The following is a 16,571-nucleotide window of genomic DNA, read 5'->3' on the forward strand; positions in this document are numbered from 1 at the left end:
TATCTGGCCAATTAGGGGATAGGTCTCCAGCTCTGATCGGGATCCACTGTATCCTGGAGCTTTACGACTGCCCGGCCAAACTTTTGGATGATGCCTCTCTGGTGCAACAGGCTTTGCGAGAGGCAGCCAGACGCTCCAACTCCACCTTTTTGGGAGAGCTGTGCCATCCATTTGAGCCGCAGGGGATTACAGCCCTCGCTCTTTTGGGGGAATCCCACATCTCCATTCACACCTGGCCCGAAGCGGGCTACGCGGCGGTGGATGTGTTCACCTGTGGTCGCCACACCCGACCGGAAGCGGCCTGTGAATATCTGATCGACGTGTTTCAAGCGCGACGATATTCCCTGCGCAAGGTGCCCCGCCGCACCGCGCAACCGACACTCCTGGAAGAGGCCCCAGACTCGGCTGAGGTGCTCACCTGCGAAGCGAGCCGACGAAGGCGCTGAGATCTTCGCCAATCGCAGCTTTTTCCAAACTGTCATGGGGGCCATCTGTAGGCTGGGTGGGATCCGATTCACCCCAGAGGTCAGTCTATGTTGCTGGAAAAAGCTGTAGCGAGGTGCTTATGAGCAGCCCGAGAAGTTTCTTCTGGGTTCAGGAGTACTTTACCCCTTGGGACTACACCGCCCGTGCCGTCACGCGCATCTTGGCCTACCGAAAAACCCCTTTCCAGGAGATGCTGATCGCCGAGACGGGGGCCTTCGGCAAGGGTCTGATGCTGGATGGGCATTGGCAATCCACTACCGTGGATGAGTTTCTGTACCACGAGGCTTTGGTTCATCCGGCTATGGTGCAGGTTGTCCAAGCGGGCGGGATCCCCCGGCGGGTACTGGTGTTGGGGGGGGCAGAAGGGGCAACGCTGCGGGAGGTGCTGCGTTGGCGCTCGGTGGAGCAGGTGGTGATGGTGGACATCGATGGGGAGGTGGTGGCAGCCTGCCGAGAGCACCTGCCGGAAATGCACCAGGGATCCTTTGAAGATCCGCGGGTGGAGGTGGTGATTGCCGATGCCTTGGATTTTCTCCAAGAAACAGGCCCCATTTGGGATGTGATCCTTTCCGATCTCTCCGATCCCATTGAGTCCGGCCCTGCCTATCGCCTCTTCACCCAGGAGTTTTTCCGCCAGATTCGCTCCAAGTTGCAGCCCGATGGGGCTTTCACCATCCAAGCCGGGCCGACGGGGCCGGTTGAGCTGCCCCAGCACACCCGCATTGTTCGCACCCTGAAAACGGTGTTTGCCGCTGTGCAGCCCTACTCCATCTATGCCCCCACCTACGGTGGCCCGCTGGGTTTTGCCCTGGCAGCTCAGGATCCCATCCCCTCCAGGCCAGAGCCGGAGCAGATCGACCAGATGCTGAGCCAACAGTTGGATCCCGAGCGGGGGGCACTGCAATTCATCGATGGCATTACCCTTCTGGGCCTCTACCAAGTCCCAGCTCACCTGCGCCGCGCCATTGCCGCCGAGACCACGGTTTATACCCTGGACAACCCGCCTCGCATCGAATAAGGGGCTATCCAGCACCCCGAAGGGATCCCAGGAGAGTTTGTCTTTGGTGCCATAACTTGGTAGATTCGTCTGCAGCCGAATTTTGCTTCCCTAATGAGAGTCTTGGTTATTGGTGGTGACGGATACTGTGGCTGGGCGACGGCCCTATACCTATCCAACAGGGGTTATGAGGTGGCCATTCTCGATTCCTACGTCCGCCGCCTCTGGGATCTGCAACTGGGGGTTTCTACCCTGACCCCAATTGCCCAGCTAGAGCAACGGGTGGATTGCTGGAAGGGGCTAACCGGCAAGGACATTCCCATCTTTGTCTGCGACGTTACCAACTACGAAGCCCTGATCTCCTGCATGCGCCGCTTCCCGCCGGAGGCCATTGTTCACTTTGGCGAGCAGCGCTCTGCCCCTTACTCGATGATCAGCCGCGAGCATGCGGTGATGACCCAGGTGAACAACGTGGTGGGCACCTTGAACATCCTCTACGCCATCAAGGAGGAATTTCCCGATTGCCACCTGGTGAAGCTGGGCACCATGGGTGAGTATGGCACCCCCAACATCGACATTGAGGAGGGGTACATCACCATCGAGCACAATGGCCGCAAGGATACCCTGCCCTACCCCAAGCAGCCGGGATCCATGTATCACCTCTCCAAAGTACACGACAGCCACAACATCCACTTCGCCTGCCGCGTCTGGGGCCTGCGGGCCACCGACCTCAACCAAGGAGTGGTGTACGGCGTGCTCACAGAAGAAACCGGCATGGACGAGGTGCTGATCAACCGCCTTGACTACGATGGTGTATTCGGCACGGCTCTAAACCGCTTCTGCATTCAGGCTGCCGTGGGCCATCCGCTGACAGTGTATGGCAAGGGCGGCCAGACCCGCGGTTTCCTGGATATCCGCGACACGGTGCGCTGCGTGGAGCTGGCCATTGCTCACCCTGCCGAGCCGGGCCAATTCCGGGTGATGAACCAGTTCACAGAGCAATTTAGTGTTGAGCAACTGGCGTTGCTGGTGCAAAAGGCGGGAGCCACCATGGGCCTGAAGGTGGAAATCAACCACCTGGAGAACCCCCGCGTCGAGCTGGAAGAGCACTACTACAACGCCAAAAACACCAAGCTCCTAGACCTGGGCCTCCAGCCCCACTATCTGTCCGATTCCCTCTTGGATTCGCTGCTCAACTTTGCTCTCAAGTACAAGGATCGGGTGGATGTGCGGCAGATTTTACCCAAGGTGAAGTGGAAAGGTTAACTCTCCAGGCAAGCTTGGGCCAGGCTCAGCCAGCCGCGCGCCAGGTTGTCCAGGTTATAGCCGCCTTCCAAGCCGAAGAGGGTTTTGCGGGTCACCTGCTCCAGGCAAAGGCGGGCCATGCGGCCAAAGGCTTCCGGCTCTAGCTGCATACCGGCCAGGGGATCCCCTTTGGCACAGTCGAAGCCGGCGCTCACCAGCAGCAAATCCGGCTGGAACGCTTGCAAGAACGGCAAGATCTTCTCGTCGAGGGCCTTTTTGTAGGCCAACCAACCCGAGCCGGCAGGCAAAGGCACGTTGCAGAGGTTGCCGTGGATCCCGGTTTCGCGAGCGGAGCCGGTGCCGGGGTAGAGGGGAAACTGATGGATGGAGGCATAGGCCAGTTGGGGATAGCGCTCCACCACCGCCTGCGTGCCGTTGCCGTGGTGAACATCCCAATCGAAAATCGCCACCCGCTTCACCCCCGGCTGATCCAGCGCCCACAGCGCCGCAATGGCTGCGTTGCTGAATAAACAAAACCCCATTGCCCGTTCTGGCTCTGCGTGATGCCCAGGCGGACGACACAGCACCAAAGCCGGCTGAGCGGTGGCCAAAACCGAAGCAGAGCCGGCAATCCAAGCTCCCACAGCCAGGCGCGCTGCCTCAAAACTTCTCCCCGAGAGAGCAGTGTCGGCATCGATGCGTCCCCCACCTGCTGCTGCCAACTCAGCCACCTGTTGAATGTGCCGACGCGAGTGTACTCGCTCCAGCTCTGCCAGCTCCGCCAAGGGGGGATCCCGCCATTCCAACTGGTTGGCAAAAGGGGCACCACGCAGCGCCTTAACAATGGACTGCAAGCGAGCCGGACGCTCGGGGTGAAATGGCCCAGTATCGTGGCTGAGGAAAATATCAGAATAGTAAACAGGCAACATGGGCAGAGGCAACAAGCTAAGGCAACGCCTTTGCAGTGTAGCTTAAGCCCGCCCCCTCTATCCGTAGAAGACCTCTGACATGGATCCCGCATAGGGGTCAAGGCCAAAAGAGGCTTGTTGGAGTTTTTGATTGACCACATCCCGCACTACCGACCGCAGCAATTCCAGCTCAGAGGAATTGAGTTGATCGCGGCTGGGACACTCATCGGCAGCCAGCCACATGTAGATGGCGGGGACCCGGTTTAGGATCTGCTGCATCATCGCTTCCCGCTCCCTAGCGTCATGAAACACCTGTTGATGGGGGTGCTCAGTGGAGAGGATAGTTTCCAGTTCTCCCAATGCCAGGTACTCGACGATATTAACCAACATCTTTTCCATGATGAATGTCCCTCCTAAAAATCCCTGTCGCTCTTAAAAACAGACATTAAACAAAAAACGCTGCTTCCCCATCTTCCTCCGCTGCTTTTGGCACCGGATTTTGCCTACAGGCCGACCATTTAAGCCGGTTGCAGTTAAGTCTGCCGTCGGGAAGAAGTTGCGGTTTCGTTCGTAAGATCCTCTTGTGCAGCCAATCCTTGCCTCCTCTATTCGCCTCGTTTGCCTTTCCACTTGCCGCTGAAAGCAGCCAATAGGAGCCATCAGCAGCTGGAAAATCTTTTTGCTGGTATTCAGTACCAACGAAGAATTATCAGCGTTCAAGAGAAACAAGGTAGAGCGTTTAACAAAGACTATAGAAACTCGACTGCAAAAGGCAGGAAGATCTTACTCAGCTATTTGTCATTCACTACCCTAACACGTGACTGTGTAAGAAATTGCGGGAATATTAAGAAACTTACATATTTCTTGACAATTGACTAAAACTTCTGTCTGTCAAGGAGGCCCTGGAAGGCAGTTAAAGAGTTGTAAAGAGCAACTCTTCCCTTGGCTCCAAGACCTGAAGAACTGCCAAATCCAGGGATCCAAAACAAATAGATTTAGCCTGCTATGGGCAGATCGACTCGCTGAGCCTGGATCCAGAAAGACTCTAGGTCATAGTAGTCCCTTTCCTGTTGCATAATCACATGGACAATGAGATCGGCATAGTCGATCAGTATCCAAGAGGCCGATTCCTGCCCTTCGATGCGGCGCGGAGTTTGTTTCCACTCGTCCCAAACCTTTTCCTCAATTGCTCGGGCAATGGCGCGGACTTGCGTGAGCGAGTAGCCGCTGACCAGAAGAAAGTAATCTGCCAAAGTGGAGACTTGGGATACATCCAGCAGAACGATATCGCCACCTTTTTTCTCTTCTGCCGCGCGAGCTGCACTCAGCGCCATGCAATAGATGGGATCCCCAGCAGGGTCAGGCATGAGATGTAGCAACTAAAACCCTCCTGAAACGACTGAGTTAACCTAGGACACCGCTTTTTCTAAAGGATGTAACAAAAAATGATTCCGAGTCATGAGTGTGCGCGGATGAACCACCTGATTCCGGTCTAGCAAAAATTTTAGGCTCAAGTCACATACTCCCACTACGGTTTTAGACAAATCTACAAAAGCCATCTGCCGCAACCGCTCCAATTCTGGGCTGTTGCCCCGATTCGGCTCCAGGGCATCGGCCACGAAAACCACGCAACTGAGCGGATCCATGCCGGGCTGCCCTAGCGTGTGGTTGGCAATGGCCGCCAAAATCTCCGGGTCCTGTACCTGAAACTGCTCCCGCGCCACCAGGGATCCCACCTCAGCGTGCAGGATGTGAGGTTCGGCCCGCTCAATTTCATCCAGCTCCCGTTCCTGAGCCACCCTTTGCAACAGTTGCTCCGGCGGGAAAGCCTTGGCCAAGTCGTGCATCAGCCCTGCCCAAGCAGCTTTCTGCTCATCCAGCCCGTAGTGGGCCGCCAGCTGTCGGGCCATCCCCTCTACCCCCAAGATATGGCGGAGGCGAGGAGGAGACACCCGCTCCTGTAGCCAGGCCAACACCTCTTCCCGCCCCAGTTGAGTGCCCATCGCACTAGTCATTCTGCAGCTTCAGCACGGCCATAAACGCTTCTTGGGGCACATCCACCGTTCCCACCGCCTTCATGCGTTTTTTCCCCTCTTTTTGTTTTTCCAAAAGCTTGCGTTTGCGGGTCACATCTCCTCCGTAGCATTTGGCCAAGACGTTTTTGCGCAGGGCTGGTATGGTTTCACGAGCAATCACTTTAGAGCCAATTGCTGCCTGAATGGGCACTTCAAATTGATGGCGTGGGATCAGCTCTCGTAACTTGGCAACTAGGGAACGGCCTACATAAAAAGCTTTGTCCCGATGCACAATTGTGGATAGAGAATCCACCACATCGCCGTTGATCAAAATGTCCAAACGCACCAAATCATCGGCGCGATAGCCAATCATTTGGTAGTCCATGCTGGCATAACCACGAGTGCGCGATTTCAACTGGTCGAAAAAGTCGGTGACCACTTCCGCCAGAGGCAGCTCATACACCAGCGTAGTCCGACCCTGCGCCAGATATTTCATGTCTTTAAAAGTGCCGCGTTTGGTCTCACACAGCTCCATCACGGTACCGACAAATTCCTCAGGAAGAATCACCTCTACCCTGACAATCGGCTCCTCAATGCTGGTGCGCTCGTTGGGGGGAGGCAGCTTGCTGGGATTGTCCACCCGAATCACAGAGCCGTTGTTGAGGGTAACTTGGTACACCACCGTCGGAGCTGTGATCACCAGATCGAGATTGTACTCCCGCTCTAGGCGTTCCTGCACCACCTCCATGTGCAGCAGGCCCAGAAAACCACAGCGGAAGCCGAAGCCCATGGCGCTGGAAATTTCTGGCTCAAAGTACAGGGCAGCATCGTTGAGCTTGAGCTTTTCCAGAGCCTCTTTGAGTTCGGCGTACTGATCGGAGCTGCTGGGGAACAGGCCACAAAACACCATCGGCTTGGCTTCTTTGTAGCCGGGCAGGGGCTCAGGAGCTTTGCGATTCACCAGTGTGATGGTATCCCCAACACGGGCGTGTTCCACGCTCTTGATGGCGGCGGCCATGTAGCCCACCTCGCCCGCATGTAGGGCATCCACCGGCTCTTGGTTGGGACGCATCACCCCCAGCTCGGTAATCTCGTATTCTCGGCCAGAGGCCATAAAGCAAATCTTGTCCCCCGTTTTCACCTCCCCGTCCATGATGCGCACATAGACGATCACGCCGCGATAGGCGTCGTAATAGCTATCGAAAATCAAGGCCCGCAAGGGATCCGCCACTGTATCCCGTGGGGGGGGCACCCGCTGCACAATGGCCTCCAGAATCTCTTGAATGCCAATACCCACCTTGGCAGAGGCGAGGATTGCCCCGCTGCAATCAAGGCCGATCACCTGCTCAATCTCGGCAATCACCCGCTCCGGCTCGGCGCCCGGCAGGTCGATTTTGTTGATCACCGGAATAATTTCCAGGTTGTTCTCCAGGGCCAGGTAGACGTTGGCCAGGGTTTGGGCCTCCACCCCTTGAGAGGCATCCACCACCAGCAGCGCCCCTTCACAGGCGGCCAGGGAGCGGGAGACTTCGTAGGTGAAGTCCACATGCCCCGGCGTATCGATCAGGTTCAAAACATAATCTTGGCCGTCTTGGGCACGGTAGTTCATGCGGGCCGCTTGCAGCTTGATGGTAATGCCCCGTTCCCGCTCCAGTTCCATGCTGTCCAGCAGTTGCGGCTTCATCTCGCGGGCTGAAACGGTGCCCGTTTCCTGCAGGAGGCGATCGGCGAGGGTGGATTTGCCGTGGTCGATGTGGGCGATGATGGAAAAGTTGCGAATACGGGAGACAGGAACGCCGGTCATAAAAACCTGATCAGGGCAAAGATTTTTTACAATGCTAGCCTCTCTGCTCCCCTGCCTGAACTGAGGTTGCCCAGAAGTTGGCTGCCAAGGGGAGAAGACACAGCCCTTCTGCCGGACACCAGAGCACCCTACTGGAATTGGCCGGGACAGCTCCTTTCCGGCAGCGCTGACTAGAGCCGGTACAACAGACGTGCCGCTTGTGTGGCAGGGATGGGATCCCATGAAGGGGAAAAAGCCAGAACGAACTTAGGCGGTGTTGTCGCCAGCTCGCCAGGAGGCTATGGGTCTGACCCGACGGCAGAGGAAGCAGTCCAGAACCCTGCCCAAAGCACTACTTGTCTAACTTCTCAATGTAGGGGCGAATGTCATTGAGGTCGATGTAGCGGTCGGTGGCGTTGCGCAGCTCGCGGGCGATCATCCCTTCGGTGGAGACAACTGTAATCAGCGTGTTTTTAGAACGCAACAACTCGACGGCCCGCTCAAAATCTCCATCGCCGCTAAATAGAATGATCCTATCGTACTGGCCAACGGTGTTGAACATATCGATTACTATTTCGATATCCAGATTTGCTTTTTGGGAGTACCGACCGGAGTCTTCATCTCGATATTCTTTGAGGATCTTGGTGCGCACAGTGAAGCCCATGCTGATCAGAGCGTCTCGAAAGGCCCTCTGATCATGGGGATCCTTGATGCCGGTGTACCAAAAGGCGTTGACCAATTCAACATTCGGCTGTGATCTAACAAAATAATCCAGCACCCGGCGTGGGTCAAAAAACCAGCCATTTTTCTGTTGAGCATAAAACATATTATTGCCATCAATAAAGATGGAAACCCGAGTGACGGGATGATGGTAAAACATAAAGCTTTTCCGAAAAAAGTAAGGTGAACTGGTCAGAAAAAGAGGATGAAAACGAGGTCACTGACTTTCCACAAGAGCCATTTGGGCAGCCAGCACCTTGCTGACACCAATCTCTCATCATAGCCAAAGGTGGGATCCCTTTCTCAAGAATTAACTCTGGGGAGAGGCACCCCTGTAAACCAAAGCGGGTTCCGGTTGCCGCAGGGCATAGCTGGATCCCGGTCGATCGGCTTGGCTAACGTACAGCTCCGCCAATTGTCGAGCCAGGTTACGGATGCGCCCAATGTAGAGGGTGCGCTCGGCTACAGCAATGACACCACGAGCGTCGAGCAGGTTAAAGGTGTGGGAGCACTTGAGCACATAGTCGTAGGCGGGCAGGAGCAGAGACACGGCCAACCGATCCGGCAACACCTGTTTCTGCAGTTTCTGTTGGGTGGTTTCGATCAAACGCTTGGCCTCGGCTTCGTAGAGCCGGAACAATTCCAGTAGCATCTCCGGATCGGAATACTCGAAGTTGTAATAAGATTGCTCGACCTCATTTTGGAAATAGATTTGTCCATAGGTAATCCGTCCCAGAGAAGGATGCTCATTCCAGCAGAGATCGAAAACCGAATCCACCCCCTGCAGATACATGGCCAGGCGCTCTAGCCCATAGGTAATTTCTACAGAAACCGGGCGACAATCTTGTCCGCCCACCTGCTGAAAGTAGGTAAACTGGGTTACTTCCATGCCGTCCAGCCACACTTCCCAGCCCACGCCCCAAGCCCCCAAGGTGGGAGATTCCCAGTCATCTTCCACAAAGCGAACATCGTGTTCTGCCGGGTTCACGCCCAAAGCTTGCAGGCTATTTAGGTACACATCTTGAATGTCATCGGGGGAGGGCTTGATCAACACTTGGTATTGAAAATAGTGCTGCAGGCGATTGGGGTTTTGACCGTAGCGTCCATCGGTGGGGCGGCGACAGGGTTCGACATAGGCCACTCGCCAGGGATCCGGCCCCAAGGCGCGCAAAAACGTGTGGGGGCTCATGGTGCCGGCGCCTTTTTCCAGGTCGTAGGGTTGTAGGATCAAGCAGCCCTGCTCCCCCCAAAACTGTTGCAGGCGAAAGATCAAGTCTTGAAAGGTGTGGGCTGACATGGCAGGGGTTGGGCAGAGATGGATTAACCCCTATCCTACCAATCTCCTCCTCTCAGTCGAGCAGCTCTTCCCGATCAGCTGGATCCGAGTAGTCCCACTCGATGGGGGGCATTTGGTCGAAGGCTTGTTTGAGGGCGCTCTCCCACAGTTTGCGCATCTTGGCCAGGTAGGGATCCCCGGTGCGCAGGCGCAGACGGTGGGTGACCTTGAACTGATCCGCTTGCACCATCACCAAATCGATGGGGGGGCCGACGGAGATGTTGGATTTCATGGTGGAGTCAATGGAGAGGAGAGCGCATTTGGCCGCATCTGCTAGCGAGGTTTCGTAGGAGAGGGTGCGATCCAAGATTGGCTTGCCGTATTTGGTTTCCCCCACCTGCAAAAAAGGGGTTTCCGGGGTGGCCTGGATGCAGTTGCCCTGGCTGTAGATCAAAAAGAGGGCCGGCTCCTCGCCTCGGATCTGTCCCCCCAACAACAGGCTGCACTGGGCGTCGATACCGTCCTTTTCCAGCCAGGGTCGGTCTTGCTCCTGGATGTACCGAATCTTGGATCCCAGGTAGCGGGCCACGTCGTAGAGGTGGGGAAAGGTGTGGAGATTGGTACTTTCCGGTTGGCGCAGATCCCGCTGCACTTCGGTCAAAACGCCCTGGGTGATGGACAGGTTGCCGGACGTGCAGATCAAGATCACCCGTTCTTCGGGCACGGAAAAATCGAACAGCTTTTGATAGGTGGAGACGTAGTCCACCCCGGCGTTGGTGCGGGAATCTGCCGCCATCACCAAGCCAAAGCGGGTGATGATGCCAAGGCAGTAGGTCATGCGAACGATGCGGCTCGGCTCTCTGATTGTAGAGGCGATTGTAGAGGTTCAGGGGAAAGCAAATCCGATTTTGTGGCGGATTTCCTCCCGCAGGCGGGCGGTGATCGAGGCTTCGTCCAAATCGGCCAAAATCTGGGCTATGGCGGCTTTGGGGCCCTCTGGCCCCCAACTGGCTCCCTGGGCCAGGTAGCGGCGGGCGGACTCGCCGATGGCATAGCAGGAAAACCCGGCCAACACCGCCTGCGTCAGGGCCACGGAACCGTAGGCTCCCAGAGAGAATCCCCCCAGCAAGGTTTTCAGGGATCCCAGGCCCAACAGCGCCACCCACTCGCCGGCGCCCAGGCTGAGCATGCTGAGGATGATCTTCTGCAGCAGTTGTGTGGCTCCTGCAGTGCTCATGGGCCAGCCGTACAGGCGGGCCAGGCGCAGGATCAGGGTGACATCGATGGCCAGCCCTCCCAAGGTATCGAGCAGGGTGATGGGGTTGAGGGCAACCGCCAGCGCTTTGGTGCGGGCGGCTGAGGCGATGAGGTCTTGGGCTTGCTGGGCACGGGTTTGCAGCTTGCGCTCAATTACCTGCTGGTTAACCCGATCGGCAAACAGGAGGGCATTCAAGGCCAGCAGCGAACGCCCCTCCCGATGCAGGACTTCCAGGATTTTCAGGCGCAGCTCATCCACCTGCGGGGATCCCACTTCCATCTGGGCAGCAAAGCTCCCATCCGGCCTTTGCACCAGGCGGGGTACGCGAGGGGAGGCCGCCACCATGACGATCTCGTCGGGGGAAAGGAGCTGCCGCACCCGTTCGTTGCGGATCTTGTCGTAAATGGCCTGGCGATCTGCCTCTGGGTACTGGTCGATCTTGTTGAACACCAGCAGCATAGGCTTGCCCGCCTCCCGCAGGGTGGCCAGAGCCTCAAACTCCACCCGCGTCAGATCCCCGCAGACGACAAACAGGATCAAATCCGCCCGCTGCGCCACTTCTCGGGCCAGCCGCGCCCGCTCTTCGCCGTCTACTTCATCCAGGCCGGGAGTGTCGATCAGCTCCAGACGGGATCCCTGCCAATGGGCGACCTGTACCGACTGCACCGAGGAAGGGGGGAGGCGGGATCCCTGCAGGGATGTGCCAGAGAAGGAGGACTGGGGGCGGGTTTCCCAGCTGATGTTCCAAGTTGCCGCTTGCTGGGTACGGGTGATGCCATGGGTGGGCCCCGTCTCAAAGACTGGCTCGCCCAGCAGGGCATTGAGCAGGGAAGACTTGCCTCGCCCCACCAGACCAAAGGCGGCGATGTGGATGACCTCGGTTTCCAGCTTGTCCAAGAGCGCTTGCAAGCTCTCCAACTCCCCTTCTAAGCCCGCGACCTCTTGGGGGCGCAGATCCAGTTGGGCCACCCACTGGCGCAGGCTGCGCTTGGCTTGTTGGTAGTTGAGGTCATCTTGTAGGGTGTTGCGGCGAGCCATAGCCGTAGCGCTCAATAGCGGTAGGAAGCAGCCCTTAAAAGACTCCACTTTGCTCTCGGGATCGGCAGGCTTCCCCACCGGACAGAGAGCTTCTCATCGGACAATACAAGGGACAATACAAGACGATCATAAGAGGAAGGGAAGAGTTAAGCTCAAAGCAAGGCGGCCTCAGCCGCCGGGATCCGCAACTCAAAAATCCGATATCCAAAACTTGGCAAGAGGAGGTTTTCCATGCCCAGGGCTATCTGGAATGGGGTAGTGGTGGCGGAGACAGACCGCTACGAAACCGTAGAAGGCAACATCTATTTTCCGCCGGAATCTCTGCGCCGGGAATACTTCCAGCCCAGCTCTACCCACACCACCTGCCCCTGGAAGGGGGAGGCCAGCTACTACACCCTCGTGGTCAACGGCCAGGAGAACAAAGATGCCGCCTGGTACTACCCGGATCCCAAACCCGCTGCGGCCAACATCCGCGGCTATGTGGCCTTCTGGAAGGGTGTCAAGGTGGAGCCCTAGCCGGAGCCGAGTTTGTCAACCGGGTATGATGGGAAGAGTGGGTTGGAGAGGCGATGCCATGCTGACCAATGGCCGGATCCTGTTTGGCGCGGCCCGGTGGGCGAGAAAGCTGGGCCTGGCCGGATTGAGCCTGGTGCTGTTGGGCTGCAGCCCCGCAGGTTTTCGCACCCCGCGTCCCAGCCTGACCAACAGTGGCCTCAACAGCATCTTCCCCGATGGGGAGCCTGCTTTCAACGGAGATGGCCGCTACCTGGTGTTTTCCTCGGCCCGCAGCGGCAGCCAGGATATTTTTCTCTACGACACGGTGGAACGTCGCTTGGTGGATCTGCCCGGCCTCAACTCCAGCGACGTGGCGGCCACCTCGCCCGACATCAGCGCCGATGGCCGCTACATCGTCTATGTCTCCAATGCTCTGGGCAAGTCTGAGATCTTCCTCTACGACCGGGAAACTCGCAGGATAGAAAACATCAGCAGCCGGGTGCCAGGAGATGTGCGCAACCCCACCATCAGCGGCGATGGCCGGTTTATCGCCTTCGAGAGCAACGGCAAAGGACAGTGGCACATCGAGATTTTCGACCGGGGGCCGGCGGCCAGCACGCGTCCAACCTCACCTTCTTCCCCCAATGCTGACGACAATCCCTGAGGGGATCCTCAAGCTAGGATAGACCCCCCTGCTTTGCAAGAGTTGTTGCATGTCGATTCCCCTCGCCCAGCGACTTCAGCCCCTCGGCGGCAATGTGTTTGACCAAATGGATCGAGCCAAGCGAGAGGCTCGTCGCTCTGGCCTCGATGTGATCGATCTGTCTCTGGGATCCTCCGATCTGCCCCCACCTTCAGACTCCTTGGCGGCCATCCAATCGGCTCTGTCGGATCCCTCTACCTATGGCTACACGCTGTTTCACGACACGGCGGACTTTCGGTCTGCCTGCGCCAAGTGGTACAGGGGCAAGTTCGGCCTGGAGATCGATCCGGAAACAGAGGTGCTGCCGTTGATCGGATCCCAGCAGGGGACGGCCCTCTTGCCCCTGGCTTTGCTCAATCCTGGCGATGTTGCCTTGGTCGCCGATCCGGCCTATCCCTCTCATGCGGGCGGGATCCATCTGGCGGGCGGGATCCCCTACTACCTGCCCCTGCGGGCGGAAAACCGCTTCTTGCCCCAGTGGGATCGGATCCCGGAGGCAATCTGCCGGCAGGCACGGTTGCTGGTGCTGAACTACCCCCACAACCCCACCACTGCCACCGTCACCCCGGAGTTTTGGCAGGAAACCCTACAATTCTGTCAACAGCACGACATCGTTCTGGCCCACGATTTTCCCTATGTGGACTGGCGTTTCGACGGCCAGGTAGCCCCTTCCGCGCTGCAGGCGGATCCCGATAAAACCCGCACCATCGAGTTTTTTTCTCTCTCCAAGTCCTATCACATGGGGGGATTCCGGGTAGCCTACGCCATTGGCAGCCGGGAGCTGATCCGAGCCCTGCGATGGGTGAAATCCACCATCGACTTCCACCAATACCAGGGCATTCTGCGGGGGGCAGCAGCGGCTTTGGCAGTTCCCGATAGTTTTTTGGAGCGCTGGCGGCAGGTGTACCGCGAGCGACGGGATATAGCTGTGGCGGCTCTACACCGCATCGGTTGGCCTGTGCCTTTGCCGGAGGCCACCATGTATCTGTGGGCGCCTTTGCCGGAGTTTTATCGCGGCTCTTCTGCCCAGTTTTGTTTGGACTTGGTGAGAGCCACAGGGGTTGCCCTGTCTCCGGGTTCTGGCTTTGGCCCCAGTGGGGAAGGCTATGTCCGCTTTGCTTTGGTGGTCGAGGGATCCCGTCTGGAGGAGGCGGTGGGACGGATCGAGGCGTTTTTGTCCCAGTGAATTTCCTAAATCCCAAACATCAATCCCAAACATCGAGCATCCAGCTCTCGGTTGGTTGTGCTCGCCCACCCTCGGGCAATCTAAGTCAGGATAAGAGTGTTACCCAAGTTGAGTGGGCATGGAGAAGGAAACGCTCGACAGTTTTTTGTCCATCCGCGGGGTGATGGGGGTGGCGCTCTTGAGTCGGGCAGGTCGCCCTTTCTTCTACCGCTCTTTTCAGGATTTGGATAGCCGACAGCAGCAAGCCCTTACCGAAGGGCTGTTTCAAGTTTTGCAGACCATGCCCCCAGGACTTGACTATTTTGACTTTCAGTTTGCCGAGCAGCGGGTTTTCGTTTACCCCCTTGGGCCGGAATGGGCGCTGCTGGTGGCGGTGAATGACGAGCTGGTGATGCCGGTTTACACCTTGGCCGTGAACCGCCTGCGAGCCGAGCTGCAGCAGGATACGCCAAAGGGCTTGGCCACCTTTCGTCTATTTACCAGCCAGGCGGAGGCAGGCCGGAACGCTACCCAGCCCAGTTCCGCTCCTGCGGCGGGCCCGCGCATGGAGATGGATGTCTTCGTGCAATCTCTGAACCGTCTCTGCCAGATGACAACCGGCTATTTGGGCAAGGCGGTGATCGTCAACTATTGGAAGGCAGCACGGCAGGAAGTGGTGGAACGCCAGGGATCCAAAGCAGAATGGCTGAACCAGTTCGAGATCGAGCGCAGCGGCCAGATCCACTACCGGGGATCCCTCAAGGAACTGGACGAATCTCAGCAAAGGGTGCTACGGGATTGGGTGCTGGCTTTTTTCCGTCGCTGTGAAGAGGTAATCCACGATTTTCGCAACTTGATCAAATCGACAGAACTGCGCCTATGAAAAAGGGGCAGGCTTTTTCCTAAGTAGGGCTATCGGCGAACTCTACCCGGCTCTTGGTCGAGGAAAATCCAGGCTAAGCTATGACCATGATCAACCCGGATCGCGCCAGGTGCAGACAAGATCCCTGCCTGGGGATGTCCCTTCTTGTCGCCGCAAGCCGACCCAGCGAAAGATCCGCTTTGCTACCGCGATGCCGCCGGATCCCTCGTTACTATGGGGTTGCGGCACTCTACGCGAAGGAGTCGCTATGCTGAGAATCGTCACCCAGCTAGCCGAGGCTGAAGCCGAGCTCAGACGGATCTCGGAGCGCACTCAGGCTGACCAGAACCTGCACCGCGAAGCAACTGTGCGGGAGATCCTGCAAGCGGTACGCCGTCAGGGGGATCGGGCCCTGCTGACCTATACGGCTGAGTTCGACCAGGTGGAGCTGAGCGTTGCCGAGCTGAAGGTGTCTGGGGCCGAGCTAGAGGCAGCTTACCAGGCGGTATCTCCGCAGTTGCTTTCAGCCCTACGGCTGGCCAAGCAGCGCATTGAAGCTTTTCACCGGCAGCGGGTGCCCAGCAGTTGGGTAAGCTTTCCCGGCCCTGAGATCGTCTTGGGCAAGCAATACCGCCCTGTGGATCGCGCCGGCCTCTACATTCCGGGAGGGCGAGCCGCCTATCCCAGCACGGTGTTGATGAACGCCATCCCGGCCCAGGTGGCAGGGGTGCCCGAGATTGTGATGGTGACGCCACCGGGATCCGACGGCTCGGGGGGCAAGGGGATTAGCCCGGCCATTTTGGTGGCCGCCCAAGAAGTAGGCATCCACACCATCTATCGCGTTGGAGGGGCTCAGGCAATAGGGGCTTTGGCCTACGGCACCGAGACCATCCCCAAGGTGGACGTGATCACCGGCCCCGGCAACATCTACGTAACTTTGGCCAAAAAGCTGGTGTACGGCACGGTGGGGATCGACTCGCTGGCCGGGCCATCGGAGGTGTTGATCATCGCCGACGAGAGCGCCAACCCCCTTTATGTGGCTGCCGATTTGCTGGCCCAAGCCGAGCACGATCCCTTGGCGGCGGCCATCCTTCTGACCACCGATCTCCAGCTGGCCCAGCAGGTGCAGCAGGCAGTGGCCACCCAGATGGAGGCCCATCCCAACCGTCTGATGGTGGAAAAGTCGGTGGTGAATTACGGGCTGATTGCGGTGGTGCCGGATCTGACGGCGGCGGTGGCTTTGTCCAACCTGTTTGCGCCAGAGCATTTGGAACTGCAGGTGGCAGATCCCTGGGCTTTGCTGGATCCCATTCGCCATGCGGGGGCCATTTTCTTGGGCCACCATACTCCGGAGGCGGTAGGAGATTACCTGGCTGGCCCCAACCATACCTTGCCCACCGCCGGTGCGGCCCGCTATGCCTCGGCTTTGGGGGTGGAAACTTTCCTAAAGCATTCCAGTCTGATTCAATACAGCTCAGCGGCTTTGCGGGAGGTGGCCAGCGCCATTCAGGCTCTCACACAAGCGGAAGGGTTGCCCGCCCACGGCCAGTCGGTACAGGTGCGGTTGGCGGAGGAGCGCTAATCAAGCCCTGGTCGCAGTTAGCTAGACCGCCGGGAAGC

General features: G+C 57.9%; 17 protein-coding genes. 8 read left to right on the plus strand and 9 right to left on the minus strand.

Going from position 1 to position 16,571, the window contains the following annotated elements; genetic code table 11:
- The 3 genes from speD to NW819_RS02360 all read left to right on the plus strand — a co-directional run.
- A partial coding sequence (speD, locus tag NW819_RS02350) for an adenosylmethionine decarboxylase (RefSeq protein ID WP_414412779.1) occupies nt 1-446 on the plus strand: 446 nt, incomplete at its 5' end.
- Between the two features lie 119 nt (nt 447-565).
- Entirely contained in the window at nt 566-1,504 is a 939-nt protein-coding gene (locus tag NW819_RS02355) for a spermidine synthase (protein WP_414412780.1), read from the plus strand.
- Nucleotides 1,505-1,597: 93 nt separating this feature from the next.
- Nucleotides 1,598-2,749: an NAD-dependent epimerase/dehydratase family protein gene (locus NW819_RS02360; protein WP_414328669.1), complete on the plus strand. Its 1,152-nt coding sequence runs from the start codon at nt 1,598-1,600 to the stop codon at nt 2,747-2,749.
- Here NW819_RS02360 and NW819_RS02365 read toward each other — a convergent pair.
- From NW819_RS02365 to NW819_RS02405, 9 genes are all read right to left on the minus strand, one after another.
- Complete coding sequence (locus tag NW819_RS02365; RefSeq protein WP_414412781.1) at nt 2,746-3,657, minus strand: histone deacetylase; 912 nt, start codon at nt 3,655-3,657, stop codon at nt 2,746-2,748. The two genes, NW819_RS02360 and NW819_RS02365, sit on opposite strands and share 4 nt — an antisense overlap.
- Nucleotides 3,658-3,714: 57 nt before the next feature.
- Entirely contained in the window at nt 3,715-4,035 is a 321-nt protein-coding gene (locus tag NW819_RS02370) for a hypothetical protein (RefSeq protein ID WP_414342999.1), read from the minus strand.
- Nucleotides 4,036-4,631: 596 nt separating this feature from the next.
- Nucleotides 4,632-5,003, minus strand: a complete 372-nt coding sequence (gene rsfS / locus NW819_RS02375) for a ribosome silencing factor (RefSeq protein WP_414389770.1) — start codon at nt 5,001-5,003, stop codon at nt 4,632-4,634.
- Nucleotides 5,004-5,045: 42 nt separating this feature from the next.
- Nucleotides 5,046-5,651 (minus strand): bis(5'-nucleosyl)-tetraphosphatase (symmetrical) YqeK, encoded by a 606-nt coding sequence (gene yqeK / locus NW819_RS02380; protein WP_414343004.1) that lies wholly within the window; start codon nt 5,649-5,651, stop codon nt 5,046-5,048.
- Nucleotides 5,644-7,455, minus strand: a complete 1,812-nt coding sequence (gene lepA / locus NW819_RS02385) for a translation elongation factor 4 (protein WP_414328663.1) — start codon at nt 7,453-7,455, stop codon at nt 5,644-5,646. Before lepA ends, yqeK begins: the two co-directional genes overlap by 8 nt.
- A 331-nt stretch (nt 7,456-7,786) precedes the next feature.
- Nucleotides 7,787-8,314: an NYN domain-containing protein gene (locus tag NW819_RS02390; RefSeq protein WP_011431737.1), complete on the minus strand. Its 528-nt coding sequence runs from the start codon at nt 8,312-8,314 to the stop codon at nt 7,787-7,789.
- A gap of 150 nt (nt 8,315-8,464) precedes the next feature.
- A complete protein-coding gene (gene glyQ, locus NW819_RS02395; RefSeq protein WP_414328660.1) occupies nt 8,465-9,451 on the minus strand; it encodes a glycine--tRNA ligase subunit alpha in 987 nt (328 codons plus the stop codon).
- A 52-nt stretch (nt 9,452-9,503) separates the two neighbouring features.
- The gene (locus NW819_RS02400) at nt 9,504-10,268 is read right to left on the minus strand and encodes a peptidase (protein WP_414412782.1); all 765 of its coding nucleotides are present in this window, start codon (nt 10,266-10,268) and stop codon (nt 9,504-9,506) included.
- A gap of 48 nt (nt 10,269-10,316) precedes the next feature.
- Complete coding sequence (locus NW819_RS02405; RefSeq protein WP_414356311.1) at nt 10,317-11,726, minus strand: DUF697 domain-containing protein; 1,410 nt, start codon at nt 11,724-11,726, stop codon at nt 10,317-10,319.
- Between the two features lie 231 nt (nt 11,727-11,957).
- Between NW819_RS02405 and NW819_RS02410 the strand changes: the two genes are divergently transcribed.
- The 5 genes from NW819_RS02410 to hisD all read left to right on the plus strand — a co-directional run bounded on the left by NW819_RS02410 (nt 11,958) and on the right by hisD (nt 16,533).
- Nucleotides 11,958-12,242 (plus strand): DUF427 domain-containing protein, encoded by a 285-nt coding sequence (locus NW819_RS02410; protein WP_414328853.1) that lies wholly within the window; start codon nt 11,958-11,960, stop codon nt 12,240-12,242.
- A 58-nt stretch (nt 12,243-12,300) separates the two neighbouring features.
- Nucleotides 12,301-12,885 carry a TolB family protein gene (locus NW819_RS02415; protein ID WP_414412783.1) on the plus strand — a complete coding sequence of 195 codons (585 nt, stop codon included), beginning with the start codon at nt 12,301-12,303 and terminating at the stop codon, nt 12,883-12,885.
- A 49-nt stretch (nt 12,886-12,934) separates the two neighbouring features.
- On the plus strand, nt 12,935-14,110 hold the full coding sequence (locus tag NW819_RS02420) for an LL-diaminopimelate aminotransferase (protein ID WP_414412784.1): 1,176 nt from the start codon (nt 12,935-12,937) through the stop codon (nt 14,108-14,110).
- Nucleotides 14,111-14,228: 118 nt separating this feature from the next.
- Nucleotides 14,229-14,972: a hypothetical protein gene (locus NW819_RS02425; protein WP_414412785.1), complete on the plus strand. Its 744-nt coding sequence runs from the start codon at nt 14,229-14,231 to the stop codon at nt 14,970-14,972.
- A gap of 247 nt (nt 14,973-15,219) precedes the next feature.
- Nucleotides 15,220-16,533 (plus strand): histidinol dehydrogenase, encoded by a 1,314-nt coding sequence (gene hisD, locus NW819_RS02430; protein WP_414328849.1) that lies wholly within the window; start codon nt 15,220-15,222, stop codon nt 16,531-16,533.
- Nucleotides 16,534-16,571: the final 38 nt, after the last annotated feature.

The organism is Synechococcus sp. R8-2, assembly GCF_047461715.1.
Taxonomy (GTDB): Bacteria; Cyanobacteriota; Cyanobacteriia; order Thermostichales; family Thermostichaceae; genus Thermostichus.